This is a genomic window from Stenotrophomonas sp. PUT21 (genome assembly GCF_052232875.1).
Lineage (GTDB): Bacteria > Pseudomonadota > Gammaproteobacteria > Xanthomonadales > Xanthomonadaceae > Stenotrophomonas > Stenotrophomonas maltophilia_N.
The window spans coordinates 1,698,898-1,717,992 of sequence record NZ_CP197645.1 but is presented as its reverse complement, the minus strand read 5'-3'; the positions used below and the strand labels follow the sequence as shown (position 1 = coordinate 1,717,992).

10 protein-coding genes are annotated in these 19,095 nt (G+C 67.7%); 6 read left to right on the top strand and 4 right to left on the bottom strand.

Features of this window, described 5'->3' with window-relative positions:
- Window positions 1-164: 164 nt before the first annotated feature.
- Window positions 165-1,079 (bottom strand): LysR family transcriptional regulator, encoded by a 915-nt coding sequence (locus ACTT2I_RS08075; protein ID WP_421100304.1) that lies wholly within the window; start codon window positions 1,077-1,079, stop codon window positions 165-167.
- Between the two features lie 100 nt (window positions 1,080-1,179).
- Here ACTT2I_RS08075 and ACTT2I_RS08070 point away from each other — a divergent pair, with 100 nt between their 5' ends.
- From ACTT2I_RS08070 to ACTT2I_RS08055, 4 genes are all read left to right on the top strand, one after another.
- Window positions 1,180-1,509 carry a nuclear transport factor 2 family protein gene (locus tag ACTT2I_RS08070; RefSeq protein ID WP_088434902.1) on the top strand — a complete coding sequence of 110 codons (330 nt, stop codon included), beginning with the start codon at window positions 1,180-1,182 and terminating at the stop codon, window positions 1,507-1,509.
- On the top strand, window positions 1,506-2,288 hold the full coding sequence (locus ACTT2I_RS08065; protein WP_421100305.1) for an SDR family oxidoreductase: 783 nt from the start codon (window positions 1,506-1,508) through the stop codon (window positions 2,286-2,288). The genes ACTT2I_RS08070 and ACTT2I_RS08065 overlap by 4 nt, the downstream gene beginning before the upstream one ends.
- A gap of 106 nt (window positions 2,289-2,394) precedes the next feature.
- Window positions 2,395-11,106 carry a GH36-type glycosyl hydrolase domain-containing protein gene (locus tag ACTT2I_RS08060; protein ID WP_443096826.1) on the top strand — a complete coding sequence of 2,904 codons (8,712 nt, stop codon included), beginning with the start codon at window positions 2,395-2,397 and terminating at the stop codon, window positions 11,104-11,106.
- Between the two features lie 2 nt (window positions 11,107-11,108).
- The gene (locus tag ACTT2I_RS08055) at window positions 11,109-11,348 is read left to right on the top strand and encodes a hypothetical protein (RefSeq protein WP_421100307.1); all 240 of its coding nucleotides are present in this window, start codon (window positions 11,109-11,111) and stop codon (window positions 11,346-11,348) included.
- A 93-nt stretch (window positions 11,349-11,441) separates the two neighbouring features.
- On the opposite strand, the gene ACTT2I_RS08050 is transcribed toward ACTT2I_RS08055, so the two are convergent.
- The 3 genes from ACTT2I_RS08050 to ACTT2I_RS08040 are packed head-to-tail and all read right to left on the bottom strand — an operon-like array spanning window position 11,442 to window position 16,968.
- Window positions 11,442-14,546 (bottom strand): efflux RND transporter permease subunit, encoded by a 3,105-nt coding sequence (locus tag ACTT2I_RS08050; protein WP_421100308.1) that lies wholly within the window; start codon window positions 14,544-14,546, stop codon window positions 11,442-11,444.
- Window positions 14,543-15,721 (bottom strand): efflux RND transporter periplasmic adaptor subunit, encoded by a 1,179-nt coding sequence (locus tag ACTT2I_RS08045; RefSeq protein ID WP_421100309.1) that lies wholly within the window; start codon window positions 15,719-15,721, stop codon window positions 14,543-14,545. Before ACTT2I_RS08045 ends, ACTT2I_RS08050 begins: the two co-directional genes overlap by 4 nt.
- A complete protein-coding gene (locus tag ACTT2I_RS08040; protein ID WP_421100310.1) occupies window positions 15,718-16,968 on the bottom strand; it encodes a TolC family protein in 1,251 nt (416 codons plus the stop codon). Before ACTT2I_RS08040 ends, ACTT2I_RS08045 begins: the two co-directional genes overlap by 4 nt.
- A 62-nt stretch (window positions 16,969-17,030) precedes the next feature.
- On the opposite strand from ACTT2I_RS08040, the gene ACTT2I_RS08035 reads away from it, so the two are divergent.
- The gene (locus tag ACTT2I_RS08035; protein ID WP_421100311.1) at window positions 17,031-17,705 is read left to right on the top strand and encodes a response regulator; all 675 of its coding nucleotides are present in this window, start codon (window positions 17,031-17,033) and stop codon (window positions 17,703-17,705) included.
- Entirely contained in the window at window positions 17,698-19,095 is a 1,398-nt protein-coding gene (locus tag ACTT2I_RS08030) for a sensor histidine kinase (protein WP_421100312.1), read from the top strand. Before ACTT2I_RS08035 ends, ACTT2I_RS08030 begins: the two co-directional genes overlap by 8 nt.

The following is a 19,095-nucleotide window of genomic DNA, read 5'->3' as shown; positions in this document are numbered from 1 at the left end:
GTAGGCGGGCTGAGTTGACCGCGTTCGGCCAGAAGCTGACCTGCGCACTACCCCTGGATAGCGCCCCCCCTAATCGTCTGGCCTACTCGTCTTCCGCCCTCGGACAAAACGCGCCCTGCATTGGAGCAGTCCCCGAAAACCGTCGATCTCGCATTTCACGCCAATCAACCTGGCTCACTGCCCAGATCACGATCCAGCATGCAGTCGATGAAGGCCCGCAACCCCGGCAGCATGTGCCGTCGGCTCGAGTAGTACAGATACAGACCGGGCACCGTTGGCGACCAGTCCGCCAGCACGCGCCGCAGTCGGCCATCGCGCAGTGCCTCGGCGATGTCATCGTCGTTGTAGGCATACAGGATGCCGAGTCCTTGCAACGCAGCCGGCACGATGATGTCCTGGTGGTTGGAAATCACGCTACTTTCGCCAAAAAACTCGACCGTTTTGCCCTTTTTACTGAATTCCCAGCCCGCGATCCTGCCGCTGCCGGGGAAGCGCCAATTGATGCAGGTATGACGACTTAGATCCGCAGGCGTTCTCGGTTCACCGTGGCGGGCAAGGTACTCGGGCGATGCGACGGCCAGCAGTTCGACATCCGGCGTCATCCGGACCGCCACCATATCCTTCTGCAGGCGATTGCCCACGCGGATGCCGGCATCGAAGCCCTCCCCGGCAATGTCGCTCAAGGTGTCATCGATCACGATATCCAGCACCACATCGGGATGGGCCCGTGCAAAACGTCCCAAGCGTGGCGCGATCAGTCGCTTGGCGGCCATGCTGAGCGTATTGATGCGCAGCGTGCCCGAGGCGTGCGTGCGTGTGTCGACCGCCTCCGCCACGGCCGCGTCCATTTCACGCAGCATCGGCGCCATGCGTTCGTGCAGCCGCCGCCCCGGCTCGGTCGGAGAAACACTGCGTGTCGTCCGGTTCAACAAGCGCACGCCCAGCCGCGACTCCAGCTGGCGGATGGTCTGGCTGAGGGCTGACCGCGACAACCCCAGGTGATCCGCGGCCTTGGCGAAGCTGGACCTGTCCACGACGGCGACGAACGCCTTCAGTTCTGCGAATTCAGCGCCGCGCATTGTGCACTCGTTTCTACATAGCCTGCTCAGATAGTAGGTGATTCTATTACCAGAAGGAACACGTCAATCTGGCGCCGCCCACCACAACGGAGACACCAGAATGCAAACGCTCGACCTTCCCGAACCGATCGCCGCCTATTTCACCGCGGACCAGCACGATGGCCGCGCGGTTGCCCGCTGCTTCACGCCGGACGGACGCGTGCTGGATGAAAAGAAGATCCATACCGGCACAGCCCAGATCGAGGCATGGAAAGACGCTTCGTCTGCCAAGTACACCTATGTCGTGCAGCCTTGCAAGGTGGAGACACTGGACCGCACCTGCATCGTGACCAGCGAAGTGGCCGGCAATTTCCCCGGCAGCCCTGTCCAGCTGCGTTATGCCTTCACCCTGGAACGCGGCAAGATCGCCTCGCTGGAGATCGCGCCATGACGTTCGATCTGCAATTGGCAGGCAAGCGCGTCCTGGTGACGGGTGGTGCCCGCGGTCTGGGGGCTGCGGTCGTGGATCTGATGTCCAGGCTGGGTGCGCGTGTGGTGGCGTCGGCGCTGTCGGTGCCCAAGCGCCCTGTCGATGGCGTGCGCTATGTGGCGGCGGATCTCGCCACCGCCGAAGGCGTACGCCAGGCATCGGAGGCCACCATGCATCATCTCGGCGGCCTCGACATCCTGATCAATGTGGTGGGCGGCTCCTCGGCGCCGGCCGGGGGATTCGCACGGCTGGACGATGCGGAGTGGGCGAAGGCGCTGGATCTGAACCTGATGACGGCGGTACGGATGGATCGCACCTGGTTGCCTGGGATGATCGCGCAGGGCTCCGGGGTGATCCTGCATGTGACGTCGATCCAGCGAGTACTCCCGCTGCATGACGCCACGATTGCCTATGCCGCTGCGAAGGCAGCGTTGTCCACCTACAGCAAAGCGCTCTCCAAGGAAGTCACGCCCAAGGGGGTGCGTGTGGTCCGCGTGTCGCCGGGCTGGATCGAGACAGAGGCTGCGATCGCATTCGTCGAGCGGATCGCATCCAATGCGGGCACAGACTATGCGGGTGCCAAGCAGCAGGTCATGCAGGCGCTGGGAGGCATTCCGCTTGGGCGCCCTGCCCAGCCGGCCGAGGTCGCCGATCTGATTGCGTTCCTGGTCTCCCCGCGGGCGGCCTCCATCTCCGGTGTGGAGTACACCATCGATGGCGGCACTGTGCCGACGGTCTGAGGTTGCGGCATGAGTACGCAGGCCGCGCTCCCTCGCGGCCTTCACAGCAACCACGGCACCCCCAATGCAACTATGCATGACGCGTCCTGCCCCCCATCGGTAACCTATGCCCCACCTTCGTCGTCTTTTTGGCCGTTGGCTTCGCCTGCGTCGTCTTGTTCGTTGGCGCTGGCGTGAACGCCAGGCCTCGGCGCCTGCCATCGAGGCTACCGAGGGCCCACTGCGCGCCGCGCTGTACAGCGTTGAACAGATGGAGGTCTACGGCCGCGCCCTTGCGCGCCAGCACCGGGTGCGGATGCGACCAGGCGCGGAACGGCTGCTCGACCGCCTGCAGGCCAACGAGCGTGTCCTGGAAGACGCCAACACGCTGCTCAGCAGCGTGGTGCGCGAACAGCGGCCGGTGACGCCGGCCGGGGAATGGCTGCTCGACAACTACTACCTGATCGAAGAACAGATCCAGACCGCGCGACGCCACCTGCCGCGCGGCTACAGCCGACAATTGCCTTCGCTGGCCTCCGGCCCGTCGGCCGGGTTGCCGCGCGTATACGAGCTGTCGATGCAGGCCATCGCACACGGCGATGGCCGCATTGACGCCGATACGCTGGGCCGGTTCATCGCTTCGTATCAGTCGCTGGCGCCGCTGAGCCTGGGCGAGCTGTGGGCCGTTCCCATCATGCTGCGCCTGGCGCTGCTGGAGAATCTGCGGCGAATGGCGGCGCGGGTGATGCGCGACGGGACGGACCGCGGCCTGGCGGCGCAATGGGCGGAGAGCCTCAACCGCGCGGCGTCGGAAACCCCTACCGATGTGGTGCTGGTGGTGGCCGACATGGCCCGGTCCGCACCGCCCTTGACCGGCGCGTTCATCGCCGAACTGACCCGCTCGCTGCAGGGGCGCGGCGGCGCGTGGGCCATGCCCGTCGCCTGGCTGGAACAGTGGGCTGCCGCGGCTGGCCAGCGTATCGATGAGCTGGTCGCCGCCGAGGGGCAGCAGCAGGCAGCCGATCAGGTCTCCATCGGCAACAGCATCGGCAGCCTGCGTTTTCTCTCCACCATGGATTGGCGCACCTTCGTTGAAGAGATGAGTGTGGTCGAGCAGCGGCTGCGCGAAGACCCCATGGGCGTCTATCCGCAGATGGATTTCGGCACCCGCGACGCCTATCGCCACGTAGTGGAGAAGATCGCCCGCGGCAGCCGCGTCGCGGAAGAGCGCGTCGCCACGATCGCGCTGGACCTGGCACGGGCGGCCGCGCCACTCGCTGGGCCACGTGCGCATGTGGGCTACTGGCTGGTCGGCGAAGGCGTCAACACCACCGTTGACGCGGTGGCCGAGGCAGCACCGCGCCACCGCAGGGCGCGGCGACTGGCGCATCGCGTGCCGCTTGCGCTGTACCTGTTGCCGATCACCCTGCTGGCGGTGCTGGCCACCAGTGGCCTGCTGGCCACCGGCAGCGGTTCGGTAACCGTCTGGCTGGCCGCGCTGCTCGGGCTGCTGGTGTTCAGTGAGCTGGGCATCGTCCTGGTGAACTGGACCGCGACAGTGCTGGTCACCCCCAGGCCCCTTCCCAAGCTCGATTTCAGCGAAGGCATCCCGGCCGACTGCGCCACCGTGGTCGCGGTTCCGTCCATGCTCTCCAGCACGGACGGCATCGACGTGCTGATCGAAGCGCTGGAAGTCCGCTTCCAGGCCAACCGTGATCCCCAGCTGCGCTTCGTGCTGCTGACAGACTTCCTGGACGCCGCAGCAGCCGAGACGCCGATGGACGCGCCGCTGCTGGCACACGCCGTGGCGCGCATTGAGGCATTGAACAGTCGCTACGCGGCCGAGCGTGGCGATCGCTTCTACCTGCTGCACCGTCCCCGGCAATGGAATCCGGGCGAAGGGGTGTGGATGGGTCACGAGCGCAAACGCGGCAAGCTGGCAGCGCTCAATGCCCTGCTCCGCCACGGCGATGCGGCCGCGTTCATGCGCGTCGTCGGTGATGCGGCTGCCCTGATCGGCGTCCGCTACGTCATCACCCTGGATTCGGATACGCAACTTCCGCGCGATGCGGCACGTGCGTTTGTCGCCACCCTGGCGCACCCGCTCAACCGCCCGCGCTTCGATCCGACACTGCAACGCGTGGTGGAGGGCTACGGCATCCTGCAGCCCAGCGTCGGCACCAGCCTGGGCAGGCGCCGTACCTCGCGGTTTGCCAGGATGTTCGGCAGTGAGCCGGGCATCGATCCGTACACGCGCATGGTCTCGGACGTCTACCAGGATCTGTTCGACGAGGGCTCGTTCGTGGGCAAGGGCATCTATGACGTCGAAGCGTTCGAGCATGCGCTCGAAGGCCGGCTGCCCGAGAACCGCATCCTCAGCCACGACCTGCTGGAAGGTTGCTATGCACGCGCCGGCCTGGTCAGCGACGTGCGTCTTTACGAGGACTATCCCGAACGCTACGTCGCCGACGCCAAACGCCGTGCGCGCTGGATCCGCGGCGACTGGCAGCTGTTGCCGTGGTTGTTGCCGTGGACACCGCGGCCGGCATCGGGATGGGAGCGCAACCGGCTCAGCCTGCTGTCGCGCGGCAAGTTGCTGGACAACCTGCGCCGGAGCCTGGTGCCGATCGCGGCCCTGGCCTTGCTGGTGACCGGCTGGCTGTATGCCGAAAACCCGGCGGCATGGACCGCGTGGGTGCTCGCGCTGTGGTTCGCGCCACCGCTGATCGGCATGCTGCGTGATGCCCTGAGCGTTCCGGATGACACCCCGCTGGAAGCACATTACATCATGGTCGGGCGCGGCACCCTGCAGTCGTTGCTGCGCGCGTCCACCCAGATCGCCTGCCTGCCCTATGAGGCGTTGTTGGCTGGTGGCGCGGTGCTGCGCACGCTGTGGCGCATGACCATCACCCGTCGCCACCTGCTGCAATGGAACCCCTCCAGCGAGGTCGAGCGCCGCCTTGGCGGCGACCGCGGCGCGGAATGGCGGGTGATGGCGCCGGCATCGCTGCTGGCACTGGTGCTGGCAGCTGTCGTGGCCAGCGTGCATCCGCAGGCGCTGCCGGTTGCCCTGCCCTTGCTGTTGGCATGGACCTTCGCGCCCGCGCTGATGGCGTGGCTGGGCCGGCCGCCGGCCGCAAGCGTAGCGGAACTTTCCGTGACACAGCGGGCGTTCCTCGGCCGGCTGGCGCGGCGCACCTGGTCGTTCTTCCAGGCCTGGGTGCGCGAGCAGGATCATTGGTTGCCGCCAGACAACATCCAGGAGCATCCGTCGCTGGTGGTGGCGCGGCGCACCTCGCCGACCAACATCGGCCTGTCCCTGCTGGCCAATCTGTCTGCGTGGGATTTCGGCTGGCTCCAGCAGGGTGCAGTGGCGGAACGTACGGCCCTCACCTTCGATACGCTGGACCAGCTGCCGCGCCATCGCGGCCACTTCCTGAACTGGTACGACACCGAAACTCTGGCGCCGCTGACGCCGCGCTACGTCTCCACCGTGGACAGCGGCAACCTTGTCGGCCACCTGCTGACGCTGCGGCAAGGCCTGCTGGCCCTGGTGGACGCGCCGGTCTTGGCGCCGCACACGTTCGACGGCCTGGCCGATACGCTCGGCGTGCTGGAAGAGGAGCGGCAGCGCCATCGCCCCGGTGATGCCCAGCTGGTGGAGGCGCTCAACCACCTTCGCCAGCGTCTGGCAGCCACGCGTACCGATCCGCCCCGCGGAACGGCGCAGGTACTGGCCCGGTTGCAGGAGCTGGCCGGTCTGGCCGATGCCGTGCTGGCGCAGTGGCCGGCGCCGCTATCGCCCGAAGAAGGCGAGCTGCACTGGCCTGCGCTGTTCGCTGCCGAGTGCCATGCCGCACGGGCGGCGCTTGCCGACATCCCGGCCGAGGCCAGCGCCGCCGACGAGACAGTGCTGCCGAGCCTGCGCCAACTGGCCGACCTGCCGGGTGCGGCCGGTGCGGACGCGCGCGCGCGTATCGAGCAGCTGCAGGACCTGGCGCACCGCGCCGGGCAGTTCTCGCTGATGGAATACGGGTTCCTGTTCTACCGCACCCGCAACCTGCTTTCGATCGGATACAACGTCGACGACCACCGCCTCGACAACAGTTTCTACGACCTGCTGGCCTCCGAAGCGCGGCTGTGCGCCTTCGTCGCCATCGCTCAGGGTCAGCTGGCGCAGGAAAGCTGGTTCGCGCTCGGCCGGATGCTCACCGAGGTCAACGGCACGCCGACGCTGCTGTCATGGAGCGGCTCGATGTTCGAATACCTCATGCCGCAGCTGGTGATGCCCAGCTATCCGGACACACTGCTCGACCAGACCTCGCGGCACGCGGTCGAGGCGCAGATCGTCTACGGGCGTACCTTGAACCTGCCGTGGGGCGTGTCCGAGTCCGGCTACAACGCCGTCGATGCACGCCTGAACTACCAGTACCGGGCGTTCGGCGTGCCGGGGCTGGGCCTCAAGCGTGGCCTGGGCCAGGATCGGGTCATCGCGCCTTACGCCAGCATGATGGCGCTGATGGTGGCGCCCGAGGCGGCGTGCCAGAACCTGCAGGCGCTTGAAGACGCCGGATTCTCCGGGCGCTTTGGCATGTACGAGGCGATCGACTACACGCCCGCTCGGGTGCCGCCGGGGCAGGATCACGTTCTGCTGCGTTCGTTCATGGCCCACCACCAGGGAATGGGCCTGCTGGCGCTGGATTACCTGTTGCGCGACCAGCCGATGCAGCGCCGCTTCGTGGCCGATGTCGAGTTCCAGGCCACCTTGTTGCTGCTGCAGGAACGCATCCCGCGCATCGGCGTCTTCCATCCCCATGAGGTCGAAGCCTTGGGCGAGCACTCCGCCATGGCCGAGCACGAGACGGCCCTGCGCGTCCTGCGCGACCCGGCGGGCCCGCGCCCGGAAGTGCAGCTGCTGTCCAACGGACGCTACCACGGCATGCTGACCCACGCCGGCGGCGGCTACAGCCGTCACGGCGACCTGTCGCTCACCCGCTGGCGCGAAGATGGCACCACCGATGCCTGGGGTTCGTTCTGCTACCTGCGCGATGTGGACAGCGGCGAGTTCTGGTCTGCCGCCTACCAGCCCACCTGCGTGCCGGTGGACAATTACGAGGCGATCTTCTCTGACGCCAAGGCCGAATTCCGCGGTGCTCGCCGCGGCTGCGAGAGCCACCTGCAGGTCGCCATCTCCGCCGAGGACGACATCGAGCTCAGGCGCCTGCGCCTGACCAACCGCAGCCGTCGCCAGCGCACGGTGGAGATCACCACCTACGCCGAAGTGGTGTTGGCCCCCGCGGCGTCCGACGACGCGCATCCGGCCTTCAGCAATCTCTTCGTGCAGAGCGAGATCCTCGCCGCCAAGCAGGCGGTGCTGTGCACCCGGCGGCCGCGTTCGCACGAGGAGGTACCACCGTGGATGTTCCATCTGGTCGCGGTGCATGACGCGGAGGTCGTGGCGATCTCCTACGAAACCGACCGTGCGCGCTTCCTGGGACGTGGCAATACGCCGCGGACACCGCAGGCGCTGACCACCGATACCGAGCTCTCCGGCACGGACGGCTCGGTGCTCGACCCGATCGTGGCCATCCGCGTGCGCGTGGTGCTGGAGCCCGAGCAGACCGTCCAGCTGGACATTGTGTACGGGATCGGCGCCGACCGTCCGGGTTGCGAGGCACTGGTAGACAAATACCGTGATCGTCGCCTGGCCGACCGCGTCTTCGATCTGGCCTGGACCCACAGCCAGGTGGTGCGCCGCCAGATCAACGCAAGCCAGGCCGAGGCGTCGCTGTATGAGCGCCTGGCCAGCCACGTGTTGTATGCCAATGCGCTGCTGCGCGCCGGCGCCGGCGTCCTCCAGCAGAACCAGCGGGGGCAATCCGGGCTGTGGGGCCATGCCATCTCGGGCGACCTGCCGATCGTCCTGCTCAAGGTCACCGACGCGGAGAACGTGGAACTGGTCAGGCAGCTGGTGCAGGCACATGCGTACTGGCGCCAGAAGGGACTCAACACCGACCTGGTCATCTGGAATGACAGCAAGGCCGGCTACCGCCAGGAACTGCAGGACCAGATCCTGGGGATGGTCGCGGCCAGCTCGGAGACGGGCCTGCTTGATCGGCCTGGCGGCATTTTCGTGCGGCCGGTGCAGAATATGAGCCACGAGGACCGCATTCTGTTGCAGGCGGTGGCCCGCGTGGTGATCAGCGACGAGGACGGCCCCCTGGCCGCGCAGGTGGGACGCCAGCCTCTGCCCGTCCGCCGGATTCCGCCGCTGGTACCGCAGGTGGAACAGCAGGAACTGGCGCTGGGGATGGAGGCGACGCCCGAGGTGCCCCTGCTCACCGATCTGGGGCCCGAACCCGGCATGCCGCCCGGCGCCGAGCACGACGAGGAAGTGGATGACCCGTGGCCGTTCCTGCCGTACCGCGGCACCGGCCGGTTCGACAACGGCACCGGCAGCTTCAGCGAGGACGGCCGCGAGTACGTCGTGGTGGTGCGCGAAGGCGCACCAACGCCGGCGCCATGGGCCAATGTGATCGCGAATGCCCGCTTGGGCACGGTCGTCAGCGAGAGTGCGCCGGGCTACACGTGGTTCGAGAATGCACACGAGTTCCGCTTGACGCCCTGGCTCAATGATCCGGTGTCCGACACGGGCGGTGAGGCATTTTACGTGCGCGACGAGGATACCGGCCGCGTCTGGTCGCCGATGCCGCTGCCGTGCAGGGGCACCGGGGCCTACCGTACGCGCCATGGATTCGGCTACACGGTTTACGAGCATGTCGAAGACGGGATCGCCAGCGAGTTGTGGGTCTTCGTCGACGTCACCGCGCCGCTGAAGTTCTCGGTCCTGCGGTTGCATAACCTGTCCGGCCGGCCACGGCGGCTGTCGGCGATCGGCTACGTTGAATGGGTCATGGGTGACCTGCGCCCGAAGTCGCGCATGCACGTGCTCACCGAACGCGACCCGCAGACCGGGGCGCTGCTGGCGCGCAATACGTACAACACCGACTTCGGCGGGCGCATGGCCTTCTTCGACACCGATGCCGAAGGCTGCACCTGGACCTGTGACCGCCTGGAGTTCATCGGTCGCAATGGCGGCCTGCACGCGCCGGCAGCGTTGCGGCGTGAACGTCTGGACGGGCGGGTGGGTGCGGGCTTCGATCCCTGCGCGGCGATCCAGGTGCCGCTGGAGCTGGCGCCGGGGGACCGCAGCGAAACGACGTTCCGCCTTGGCGCAGGGCGCGACCGCGAGGAAACGCTCGCGTTGGCACGAAGCCGCCAGGGCAATCACGAAGCCATCGATGCGCTGGACGCCGTACGCATCCATTGGCGCAATGTGCTGGCCACCGTGCAGGTCCGTACGCCGGACCCGGCGCTGGATGCACTGGCCAATGGCTGGCTGGTCTACCAGACCCTGGGTTGCCGCTACCTGGCGCGCAGTGGCTATTACCAGTCAGGCGGCGCGTTCGGTTTCCGCGATCAGCTGCAGGACGCCCTCGCCCTCGTACACACCCGCCCGGACCTGACCCGCGAACATCTGCTGCTATGCGCGGCACACCAGTTCGCCGAAGGCGATGTGATGCACTGGTGGCACCCGCCGCAAGGGCGCGGCGTGCGCACCCGCTGCTCGGACGATTATCTCTGGTTGCCCCAGGGCGCCTGCCGCTACCTGGAGGTGACCGGCGACGCCAGCGTGCTGGATGAAGCGGTCGGCTTCATCGAAGGGCGTGCGGTGACACCGGAAGAGGAAGGGTATTACGACATGCCCACCCCGTCGACGCAGCGCGGCACCCTCTATACCCACTGCATCGTCGCACTCGAACGCGGTTGCCGGTTGCTCGGCGAGCGCGGCATTCCGTTGATGGGAACCGGCGATTGGAACGACGGCATGAACCGCGTCGGCGACCAGCAGCGCGGTGAAAGTGTGTGGCTCGGATTCTTCCTCCACGACACGCTGCGCCGCTTCACCGTGCTGGCCGACGCGCGCGGCGATGCCGCCCGTGCGCAGTGGTGCCAGGAACAGGCCGAACGCCTGCGTCAAAACCTGGAACAGCACGCCTGGGACGGCGCGTGGTATCGCCGTGCCTGGTTCGATAACGGCGCCCCGCTGGGCTCGTCACAGAACGAAGAATGCCGCATCGATTCGATTTCCCAGAGCTGGTCGGTGCTGTCCGGCGTTGCCACGCCCGAGCGTGCCGGGCAGGCACTGGACTCGCTCTACACGCATCTGGTGCGCAAGGACGCCAAGCTGATCCAGCTCCTCGATCCGCCCTTCGACCAGACCACGGAAGACCCCGGCTACATCCGGGGTTACGTGCCGGGCGTACGCGAGAATGGCGGCCAGTACACCCATGCGGCCGTGTGGGCGGCGATGGCATTCGCGCAGCAGGGCGATGCGGCGCGTGCCTGGGAGCTGGCCGGCATGATCAACCCCCTCAATCACGCGCTGGACCCGGCGGCGGTACAGACCTACCGCGTCGAGCCCTATGTGTTGGCCGCCGACGTCTACGCCGTTTCTCCGCACGTCGGGCGAGGCGGCTGGACCTGGTACACCGGGTCGGCCGGTTGGATGTATCGCCTGCTGGTGGAATCCCTGCTCGGCATACGTCGCGACGGTGATCGTCTGTCGCTTGAGCCGTGTCTGCCCGATCACTGGCCGTCATTCGAACTGAGCTACCGCTTCGGCCGCAGCCTGTATGAGTTCGAGGTGACCCGCACGGCGCAGGGCGGGCCTACCCTGCATGTGGATGGCGTCCTGCAGCCGGACCTCACCGTCCTGCTGCGCGATGATGGTCATTACTACCGTGTCGCGCTCAACCTGGGTGCGCCCCCGGGATGAACATGCGCGCCGAAATCCAGGTGCAGCTTGATGCGCTGGGTGAGATGCTCGACCACTGGGTGGCGCGCGTGCGCCATCCAGCACAGTTCTGGCCGCAGTTCGAGATGATGGCGGGAGAGATCATGGACCAGTGCGCCGACACGGAAAGGGTCCAGGCGCGTGCGTGTATTCAAGCCCTGCTTGAACGCCACGCGCTGGAGCTTCCGTCCTGGTACCAGTGTGATGACAGTCCGCCGCCATAGCCCATGTCACTCCCGCTGCAGGGCGGTTTCGAGCAGGCCATCTCCATCCCTGATCGGCTCCGCTTTCCGTGCGATGGCCGATCATGGCGCCACCTATATCGCTTCGGCCTCCATCGCCGCCCCACCCCGCCGCTGCTCACGCTGGCGATGCACCCAGTAATACAACGTCGGCAACACCAGCAGGGTCAGCAGCATCGCCGATAACAGCCCACCGATCACCACCACGGCCAGGGGCTTCTGGGTCTCGGCACCAATCGCGTGCGAAGTGGCCATCGGCAGCAGCCCGAACATGGCCAGCAGCGCCGTCATCAATACCGTGCGCAGGCGCTGCAGTGCGCCCTGTACCACGGCGTCGTAAAGCGCCATGCCCTGCTCGCGCAGCTGGCCGAACCGGGTCAGCATGATCACCCCGTTGAGCACGGCCTGCCCGAACAAGGCGATGAAGCCGATCGCCGCCGAGACCGACAATGGAATCCCGGTCAGCAGCAGCGCCAGGATGCCGCCGATCATTGCCAGCGGCACGTTCGCCAGGATCAAGGCGGCACTGGTGACGTCCTTGAAGGCGTCGAACAGCAGTACGAAAATGATCAGCACCGAGAGCGGTACCACCCAACCCAGACGCGCCATGGCACGCTGTTGGTTCTCGAACTCGCCGGACCAGTCGATCCGGTAGCCCTCCGGCAGGTCGATGGTCGCGTCGACCTGCCTGCGCATGTCGGCCACCACGCTGCCCATGTCGCGCCCGGCGATGAAGATGCTTACGGCTTTGACACGTTGAGCATTCTCACGCGAGATGTTGATCGCGCCGCTGGCCATGCTGAAGTCCGCCACATCCCCCAGCGTCACGGTCTGGCCCGAGGCGGTGCCCACCGGCACGGTGCGCAGGCGCTGCAGGTCGCGGTCGGCATCGGACAGGCGCAGGCTGATCGGGAACTGGCGCTCACCTTCCCACAGCTGGCCGACCTCGCGGCCGCCGATGGCGGTCTCGATCACGGCATCGATGTCCTGCACGTTGAGGCCGTAGCGCGCGGCGCGGTCGCGATCGATGTCGATGCGCAGCTGCGGCAGGCTGCCGTCGCGGTCGATGAAGGCGCTCTCCACGCCGTCCACGCCCTTCACCTGCGCCAGGATCGCCTGGGCCTGGTGGGTCAGCACCGCCAGGTTTTCCCCGCTCACCTTGATCACCACCTGGCCCTTGATCTGCGAAATACTCTCCAGGATGTTGTCGCGCACCGGTTGCGAGATCGAGAATTCGGGCCCGGGAATCCGCTCCTCCAGGATGCGCTGCATCTGCGCGACCAGCTCGCGCTTGTCGATCTTCCGGGTCCATTCGGACTCGGGTTTGAGCGCCACCAGCGCTTCGATCTGGTTGGCGCCCTTGGCATCGGAACCATCCTCCGGGCGGCCGAGCTTGGCCACCACGGTGGAGACCTCAGGGAGCGTGCGCACCAGGTCGCGGATGCGCCGGGACTGCGCCTGCGCCTCGGCCAGGCTGGTGCTGGGCTCCAGCGTGGCGGTCAGCCAGATCGAGCCTTCATCCAGCTCAGGCAGGAACTCCGAACCCAGCCGCGTGCCCAGTGCCAGTGTCACCACCAGCATGGCCACCGCGGCCAGCACGACCGCCCTGGGGCGCGCCATCGCGCCCTCCAGCCACGGCCGGTACCAGCCGACCAGCCGGTTCATCACCGGGTTCTCGCCTTTCAGGCGCTCGCGGCGCAGCCACCAGAAACACAGCAGTGGCACCACGGTGAGCGCCAGGATCAACGCGCCGATCAGAGCCGACGTCACCGAATAGGCCATCGGTGCGAACATCCGGCCTTCCTGACGCTGCAGGGTGAAGATCGGAATGTGCGCGGCGATGATGATCAGCATCGAGAAGAACGTCGGCCGCCCGACTTCCGAGGCCGCCGACAGCACGGTCGCCATGCGCTCGCGCCGGGTACTGCCGGCGGGCATCTTCGACATCCGCGAGACGATGTGCTCGGTCACGATCACCGCACCATCGATGATGATGCCGAAGTCCATCGCGCCCAGCGAGAGCAGATTGGCCGGCACGCCCCACAGGTGCAGGCCGAGGAAGGTGGACAGCAGCGCCAGCGGCATCATCGCCGCCACGATCAGGGCGGCCCGTGCGTTGTAGAGGAACAGCCACAGCACCAGGAACACCAGCACCGCGCCTTCCACCAGGTTGCGGAACACGGTCTTCAGCGTGGTCGAGACCAGCCAGGAGCGATCGTAGAACGGTTCCAGCGTGACGCCTTCGGGCAGGTGGTTGGCCTCGATCTCGGCCACGCGCTCATGCAGGGCATCCAGCACGAGGGAGGGGTTCTCGCCCTTGCGCATCAGGACCATGCCGAACACGGCGTCATCGTTGTCGTCCTGGCCCACCAGGCCCTGCCGCGGCAGGCCGGTGTCGACGATGCGGGCCAGGTCGCGCACCAGCACCGGCGTGCCCTGGCGCTCTCCCACGACCACGGTGCCGATATCGGCCGGCGAGCGCATCAGCCCGACGCCGCGGATCAGGTACTGCTGCTGGCCACGCTCCACATAGCCGCCGCCGGCATTGGCGCTCCCGCGCTCCAGCGCCTCGGCGAATTCCTCCAGGCTGATCCCGCGGTCGCGCAGCTTGCCCAGGTCCGGTTCGACCTGGAACGTGCGTGCGAAGCCACCAAAACTGACCACGTCGGCCACACCGGGCACCGTGCGCAGGCGCCGTTCCATCACCCATTCCTGCACGGTGCGCAGTTCGGTCGAGCTCATGTGCGGCGCATGCAGGACGTAGCGGTAGATCTCGCCCACCGCCGAGCTCATCGCCTCCATTTCCGGCTGCACGCCCTCGGGCAACGCCACGCCCTGCAGGCGCTCCATCACCTGGGCGCGCGCGAAGTAGTCATCCGCGCCGTCGTCGAAGGTCAGGATGATCATCGACAGCCCGAACTGTGTGTGCGAGAACACCCGCACGGAGTGCGGAATGCCTGACAGCGCCACTTCCAGTGGCATGGTGACCTCGCGCTCCACCTCCTCGGCCGCACGCCCCGGATGCAGGGTCACGACCGTGACCTGGGTATCGGAGACGTCCGGGAACGCCTCCACCGGGAGCTCGCGGAAGGCGGCAAACGAGGCGCCGATGAAGATCAGCAGCGCCAGCATCACCATCAGCGGCTGGCGCAGGCAGTAGGCAATGAGACGATCGATCATGGGGCGGCCTTGGCTGCCGCGGCACTGCCGGTGGGTGCGTCAGCGCTGCCGCCGTTCTGGTCGAGCACCTGCTGCAGCAGCAATCCGCCGTCGACCACCACGCGCGCCCCGGCGGCCAGCCCCTCCCCTACCCACAGGCGACCTTGACCCAGCTCCTCGGCCTGCACGGTACGACGCGCGAACCGGCCCTTGCCCTCGTCCACGAACACCACCTGCTCGCGCCCGAGGAGCAGCACCGCGCCCTCGGGCAGCGAGACGCCCCCGTCCATCGGCACCGTGATCGCGGCGCGCACGTATTGCCCCGCCTTGAACCGGCGCTCACGATTGTCCAGCTCGGCCCGCGCCTGCACCACGTGGCGCTCGGTATCGATGTAGTCATCGACATGGCCCAGCACGGCCTGCGCCGTCTCGCCTTGACCCGGCGCCACGCGAATCGCCATGCCCGGCTTGAGGCGCACGGCCAGCGCTTCGGGCACATCGACAATCAACCACAGCCGGTCCGGGTCGCTCACCACCGCCAGCGGCAGTTCGGCATCCGGCGACACGCTCATCCCCGGGCTCATCCGGCGCTCGACCAGAATGCCGTTGATCGGTGAGCGCAGCGGCATGCGCTGGTCGATACCGCGGCTGCTGCCGAAGCCACGGGTCAGGGCCTGCAGGCGGGCGTGCTCGGCTTCGCTGGCCGCCAGCGCGGACTCGGCTTCGCCAAGCTCACGGCCCGACGCAACGCCGGCATCATGCAGTTCGCGGACGCGGGCCAGCTCGTTGCGCGCCTGGCGCAGTTCGGCTGCCCCCCGTGCGCCTTCGGCCTGCACCTGCCCGAACTCGGGCGACGTCACCCACGCAAGCACCTGGCCGGCCTTGATCTTCTCGCCGGGAGCCGCGTCGATACGGGCGATCTGTCCCGGCAACGGCGAGCGGAGCAGGCTGGAGCGCGTGTCATCCCAGGTGACGCGCGCCGGCAGTTGCAGCACCGTTGCAGAACCGTCGCTCACGGCTTCGCTGCGCAGCACCTTCAGCTGCGGGCTGTCTGCAACGAAGCGGATCGTTCCGCCTTCCACAGTGGGCGCCGGCGTTGCGGCAGGCGCCGCATCGCGCGAGCAGCCACCTGCCAGCAGTGCGACGACGATCAGGGAAAGCAGCCGGGCCGGGGCGGCGGTGCGCGAATGCATCATGGGGTACGTCCTTCGGAAACAGTGATGGCGGCGTTCCAGCGCGCCAAGGCGGAGGCATGCGCCAGACGCGCATCGATCAGATCGGCTTCGAATTCGCGCCAGCTGCGCCGCGCATCCAGCAGGTCGGTCAACGTGGCCGCGCCGCGGCGATAGGCCAGTTCCAAGCCGTCCAGGCTCCGCCGTGCGGCCGGCCCCTGCAGCTGTTCGTACTCGGCGCGGCGCTGTGCAGCCGCCATCAGCGCGTGCTGCAACTGGTCCAGCTCCGCGGTGGCCGCGCGGTGCAGCTGCTGCCGCTCCAGCACGGCGGCGTCGTAGTCGGCCTCCGCCCGCTGCTGGTCGCCGCGCCAGCGCCTGGCGCCCCCCAACGGCACGCTCATCGACACGCCCCATGTCACCCCGCCAATGTCGGCCGGCTCGCGCTCGGCCTCGATGCCGAACTGCACATCGCGCCGACGCTCACTGCGCGCCAATGCACGTGCAGCATCGGCGGCGATCACCCGCGCCTCGGCGGCGCGCAGGTCGACACGGCCTTCCAGCGTGGTGGGTTCGGCGGTTGCCGTCGACGCCGGGTGCGGCCAGTCGTCGTCGGCGCGCAATGCCTCGTTCGCATCGCTGCCCAGCAGCAACGCAAGGACATGTCGTGCCTCACGTAGCCCCAGTTCCGCCTCGCGGGCAGCGTCGGACACCTTGAGATCATCCACTGCCAGCCGTGAGCGCTCGATCGGCGCCATCGCCCCGGTCGCCACCTGACGGTCCGCTGCGGCAAGGCTCTCGGCCGATGCGCGACGATCCTCGTCCGCAATGCGGGTCAGCTCCTGCGCGGCCTTCAATCCGAAGTACGCCTCGTGCAGTGCCACCTGTTGCTGGCGGCGGCCATCGAGCAGGCTCAGGTTGGCGGCGTCGACCAGGGCGTCGGCCTGGCGCATGCGCCAGCCCCGCTTGCCGCCGCGCTCCCATGTCCACCCCAGGCCGAGCGTGGAATCCACGCGTTTGTCCTTCCAACGGCCTGGGCCGATCCCCTCCTGACGGCTGATCTTGGAGGTGCCCACACTCAGCTCGGGGCTGGGCCGGCGCGCGGCGCTCAATGCATCGCCCTGCGTGCCGCGCAGTTCGATGGCAGCAGCCAACAGATCGGGATTGTGCTGCGCCATGGCACGTTCCGCCTCGGCCAGGGTCAAGGCCGAGGCGGTGGCAGGTGCGATTAGCAATGCCGCGATCAGCGCGGCACATCGGGTGGTGGTATTCATTGCCGACACGGTAAGGTGCAGCGCTTTCGTCAAACTTTCCCGAACCTTGCGTCAACCTTGCAATGCGCATTCTGCTGATTGAAGACGATGCCGCACTGGCCGATGGCCTGGTGCGCGCGCTTACCCGCGCCGGTCATGCCTGCGATCATCTTGCCCGTGGCCTGGCCGCGCCGTCGGCGCTGGCGAGCGTCAGCTACAACCTGGTCGTGCTGGATCTTTCCCTGCCGGACATCGATGGTCTGGAGCTGCTGGCGCGCCTGAGGCAGGACGGCTTCAGCGTGCCGGTGCTGATTCTCACCGCACGCGACGGCGTGGAGGACCGCATCCGCGGTCTGGACAGTGGCGGCGATGACTACCTGGCCAAGCCCTTCGCGCTCGGGGAACTGGAAGCGCGACTCCGCGCCCTCGCGCGCCGCCAATCCACCGCTCCTGCGCTGCGGCAGCTCGGTGCGCTGCGCCTGGATACCGGCACCCGTGAACTGCGCGTTGGTGATCAGCCGCTGGAGCTCACCGCACGCGAACTGGCGCTCATGGAGATCCTGCTGCAGCAACCGGGCCGGATCGTGGCCAAGCAACGTTTGTTCGATGCGGTCTACAGCTGGGATCACGAGGCCAGCCTGTCGGTGATCGAGGTCCACATCAGCCGGCTGCGCCGCAAGCTGCAGGCGGCCGATGCAAAAGTGGGCATCCGCATGCTGCGTGGCCTGGGCTACCGGCTGGAAGCCAGCGATGACTGAGGCCCCGTACAGCCTGCGTGGCGTGCTGCTGCGGCGGCTGTGGCTGCCGCTGCTGGTGTTGCTGCTGGCCAGTGCCGTGGGCTCGTTCGTATTGGCCAGGCACTACGCCGAGCAGGTTTACGACCGCTGGTTGCTGGACTCGGCCATGTCGCTGGCGCAGCTGACCGAGGTCCGCGGCGACGCCGTCCACATGGAGATCTCCCCCGCCGTCTCGCGCATGTTCACCTGGGACACCGTGGACCGGATCTACGGCGAGGTAACCCGTGCCGATGGCACCCGCCTGTATGGTGCAGCCGTCCTGCCTGGCGGCACGGCGCTGCAGGCCGAAGGCGCCGACGACAGCCCGGCCCGCACTTACTACGATGCCGTGATCGATGGGCAGGAGGTGCGCGTTGTGCAGGTCGCGATGACACCCCCCGGCGCTGCCGCCCCGATCCTGATCCGCGTGGCCGAGACCCGCACCAAGCGGCTGCGCCTGGAGCATCGCCTGCTGCTGGCGAGCATCCCGTTGCAGGGCACGATCCTGCTGCTGGCGGCCTGGCTGGCGTGGTCCGGCACCGGGGCGGCGGCGCGCCATACCAACGGTGCGGCACGGCGGTTGGCCAGTGCGCCGCTGGATGCGTTGGCGCCACTGGATCCACGGGAGGCCGCGCCGCGCGAGCTGTGGCCGGCGGTGGATGCCTTCAATCAGCTGGTACACCGGCTCTCGGCGATGCAGGACGCACAGCAGCGCTTCATCAGCAACGCAGCGCATCAGCTGCGCACTCCGCTGGCCGGCCTCCAGATCGAGCTGGAAAGCGCGCTGCGTGAACAGGATCGCGCAGCACAGCGCGATGCGCTGGCCGGTCTGTTGCGTGGGCTGACCCGACTACGCCATCTCACCCATCAGTTGCTGATCCTGAGCCGCTCCGAAGACAGCGCCGGCGCGATGCTGGCGATGCGCCCGGTGGATCTGGCCGTGCTCGCCCGCGATGAACTGGAACGGCTGATGGACCGCGCCGTGGTCGCCGGTGTCGACCTTGGCTACGAGGGCCCCGATGCCGGCGTCATGGTGAGGGGCGAGCCACAGCTGCTGCGCGAGACGATCAGCAACCTGGTCGACAACGCCCTGCGTTACGGCGCGCTGGAAGGGGTGATCACGGTCAGCGTCGAAACCGCTCGCGGCGAAACCCGCCTGAGCGTCAACGACGATGGCCCCGGGATCGATCCGTCGTTGCGCAGCCACGTCACGGAACGTTTCTGGCGTGGGGACGCCAGCGGTGATGGCTGCGGGCTGGGCCTGGCGATCGTGGCCGAGATCGCCGAACGGCATCGCGCCACGCTCAGTATCGGCCGGTCAGCGCTGGGCGGTGCCCAGGTCACGCTCGCCTTCCCGTCACGTCTGGGTTGA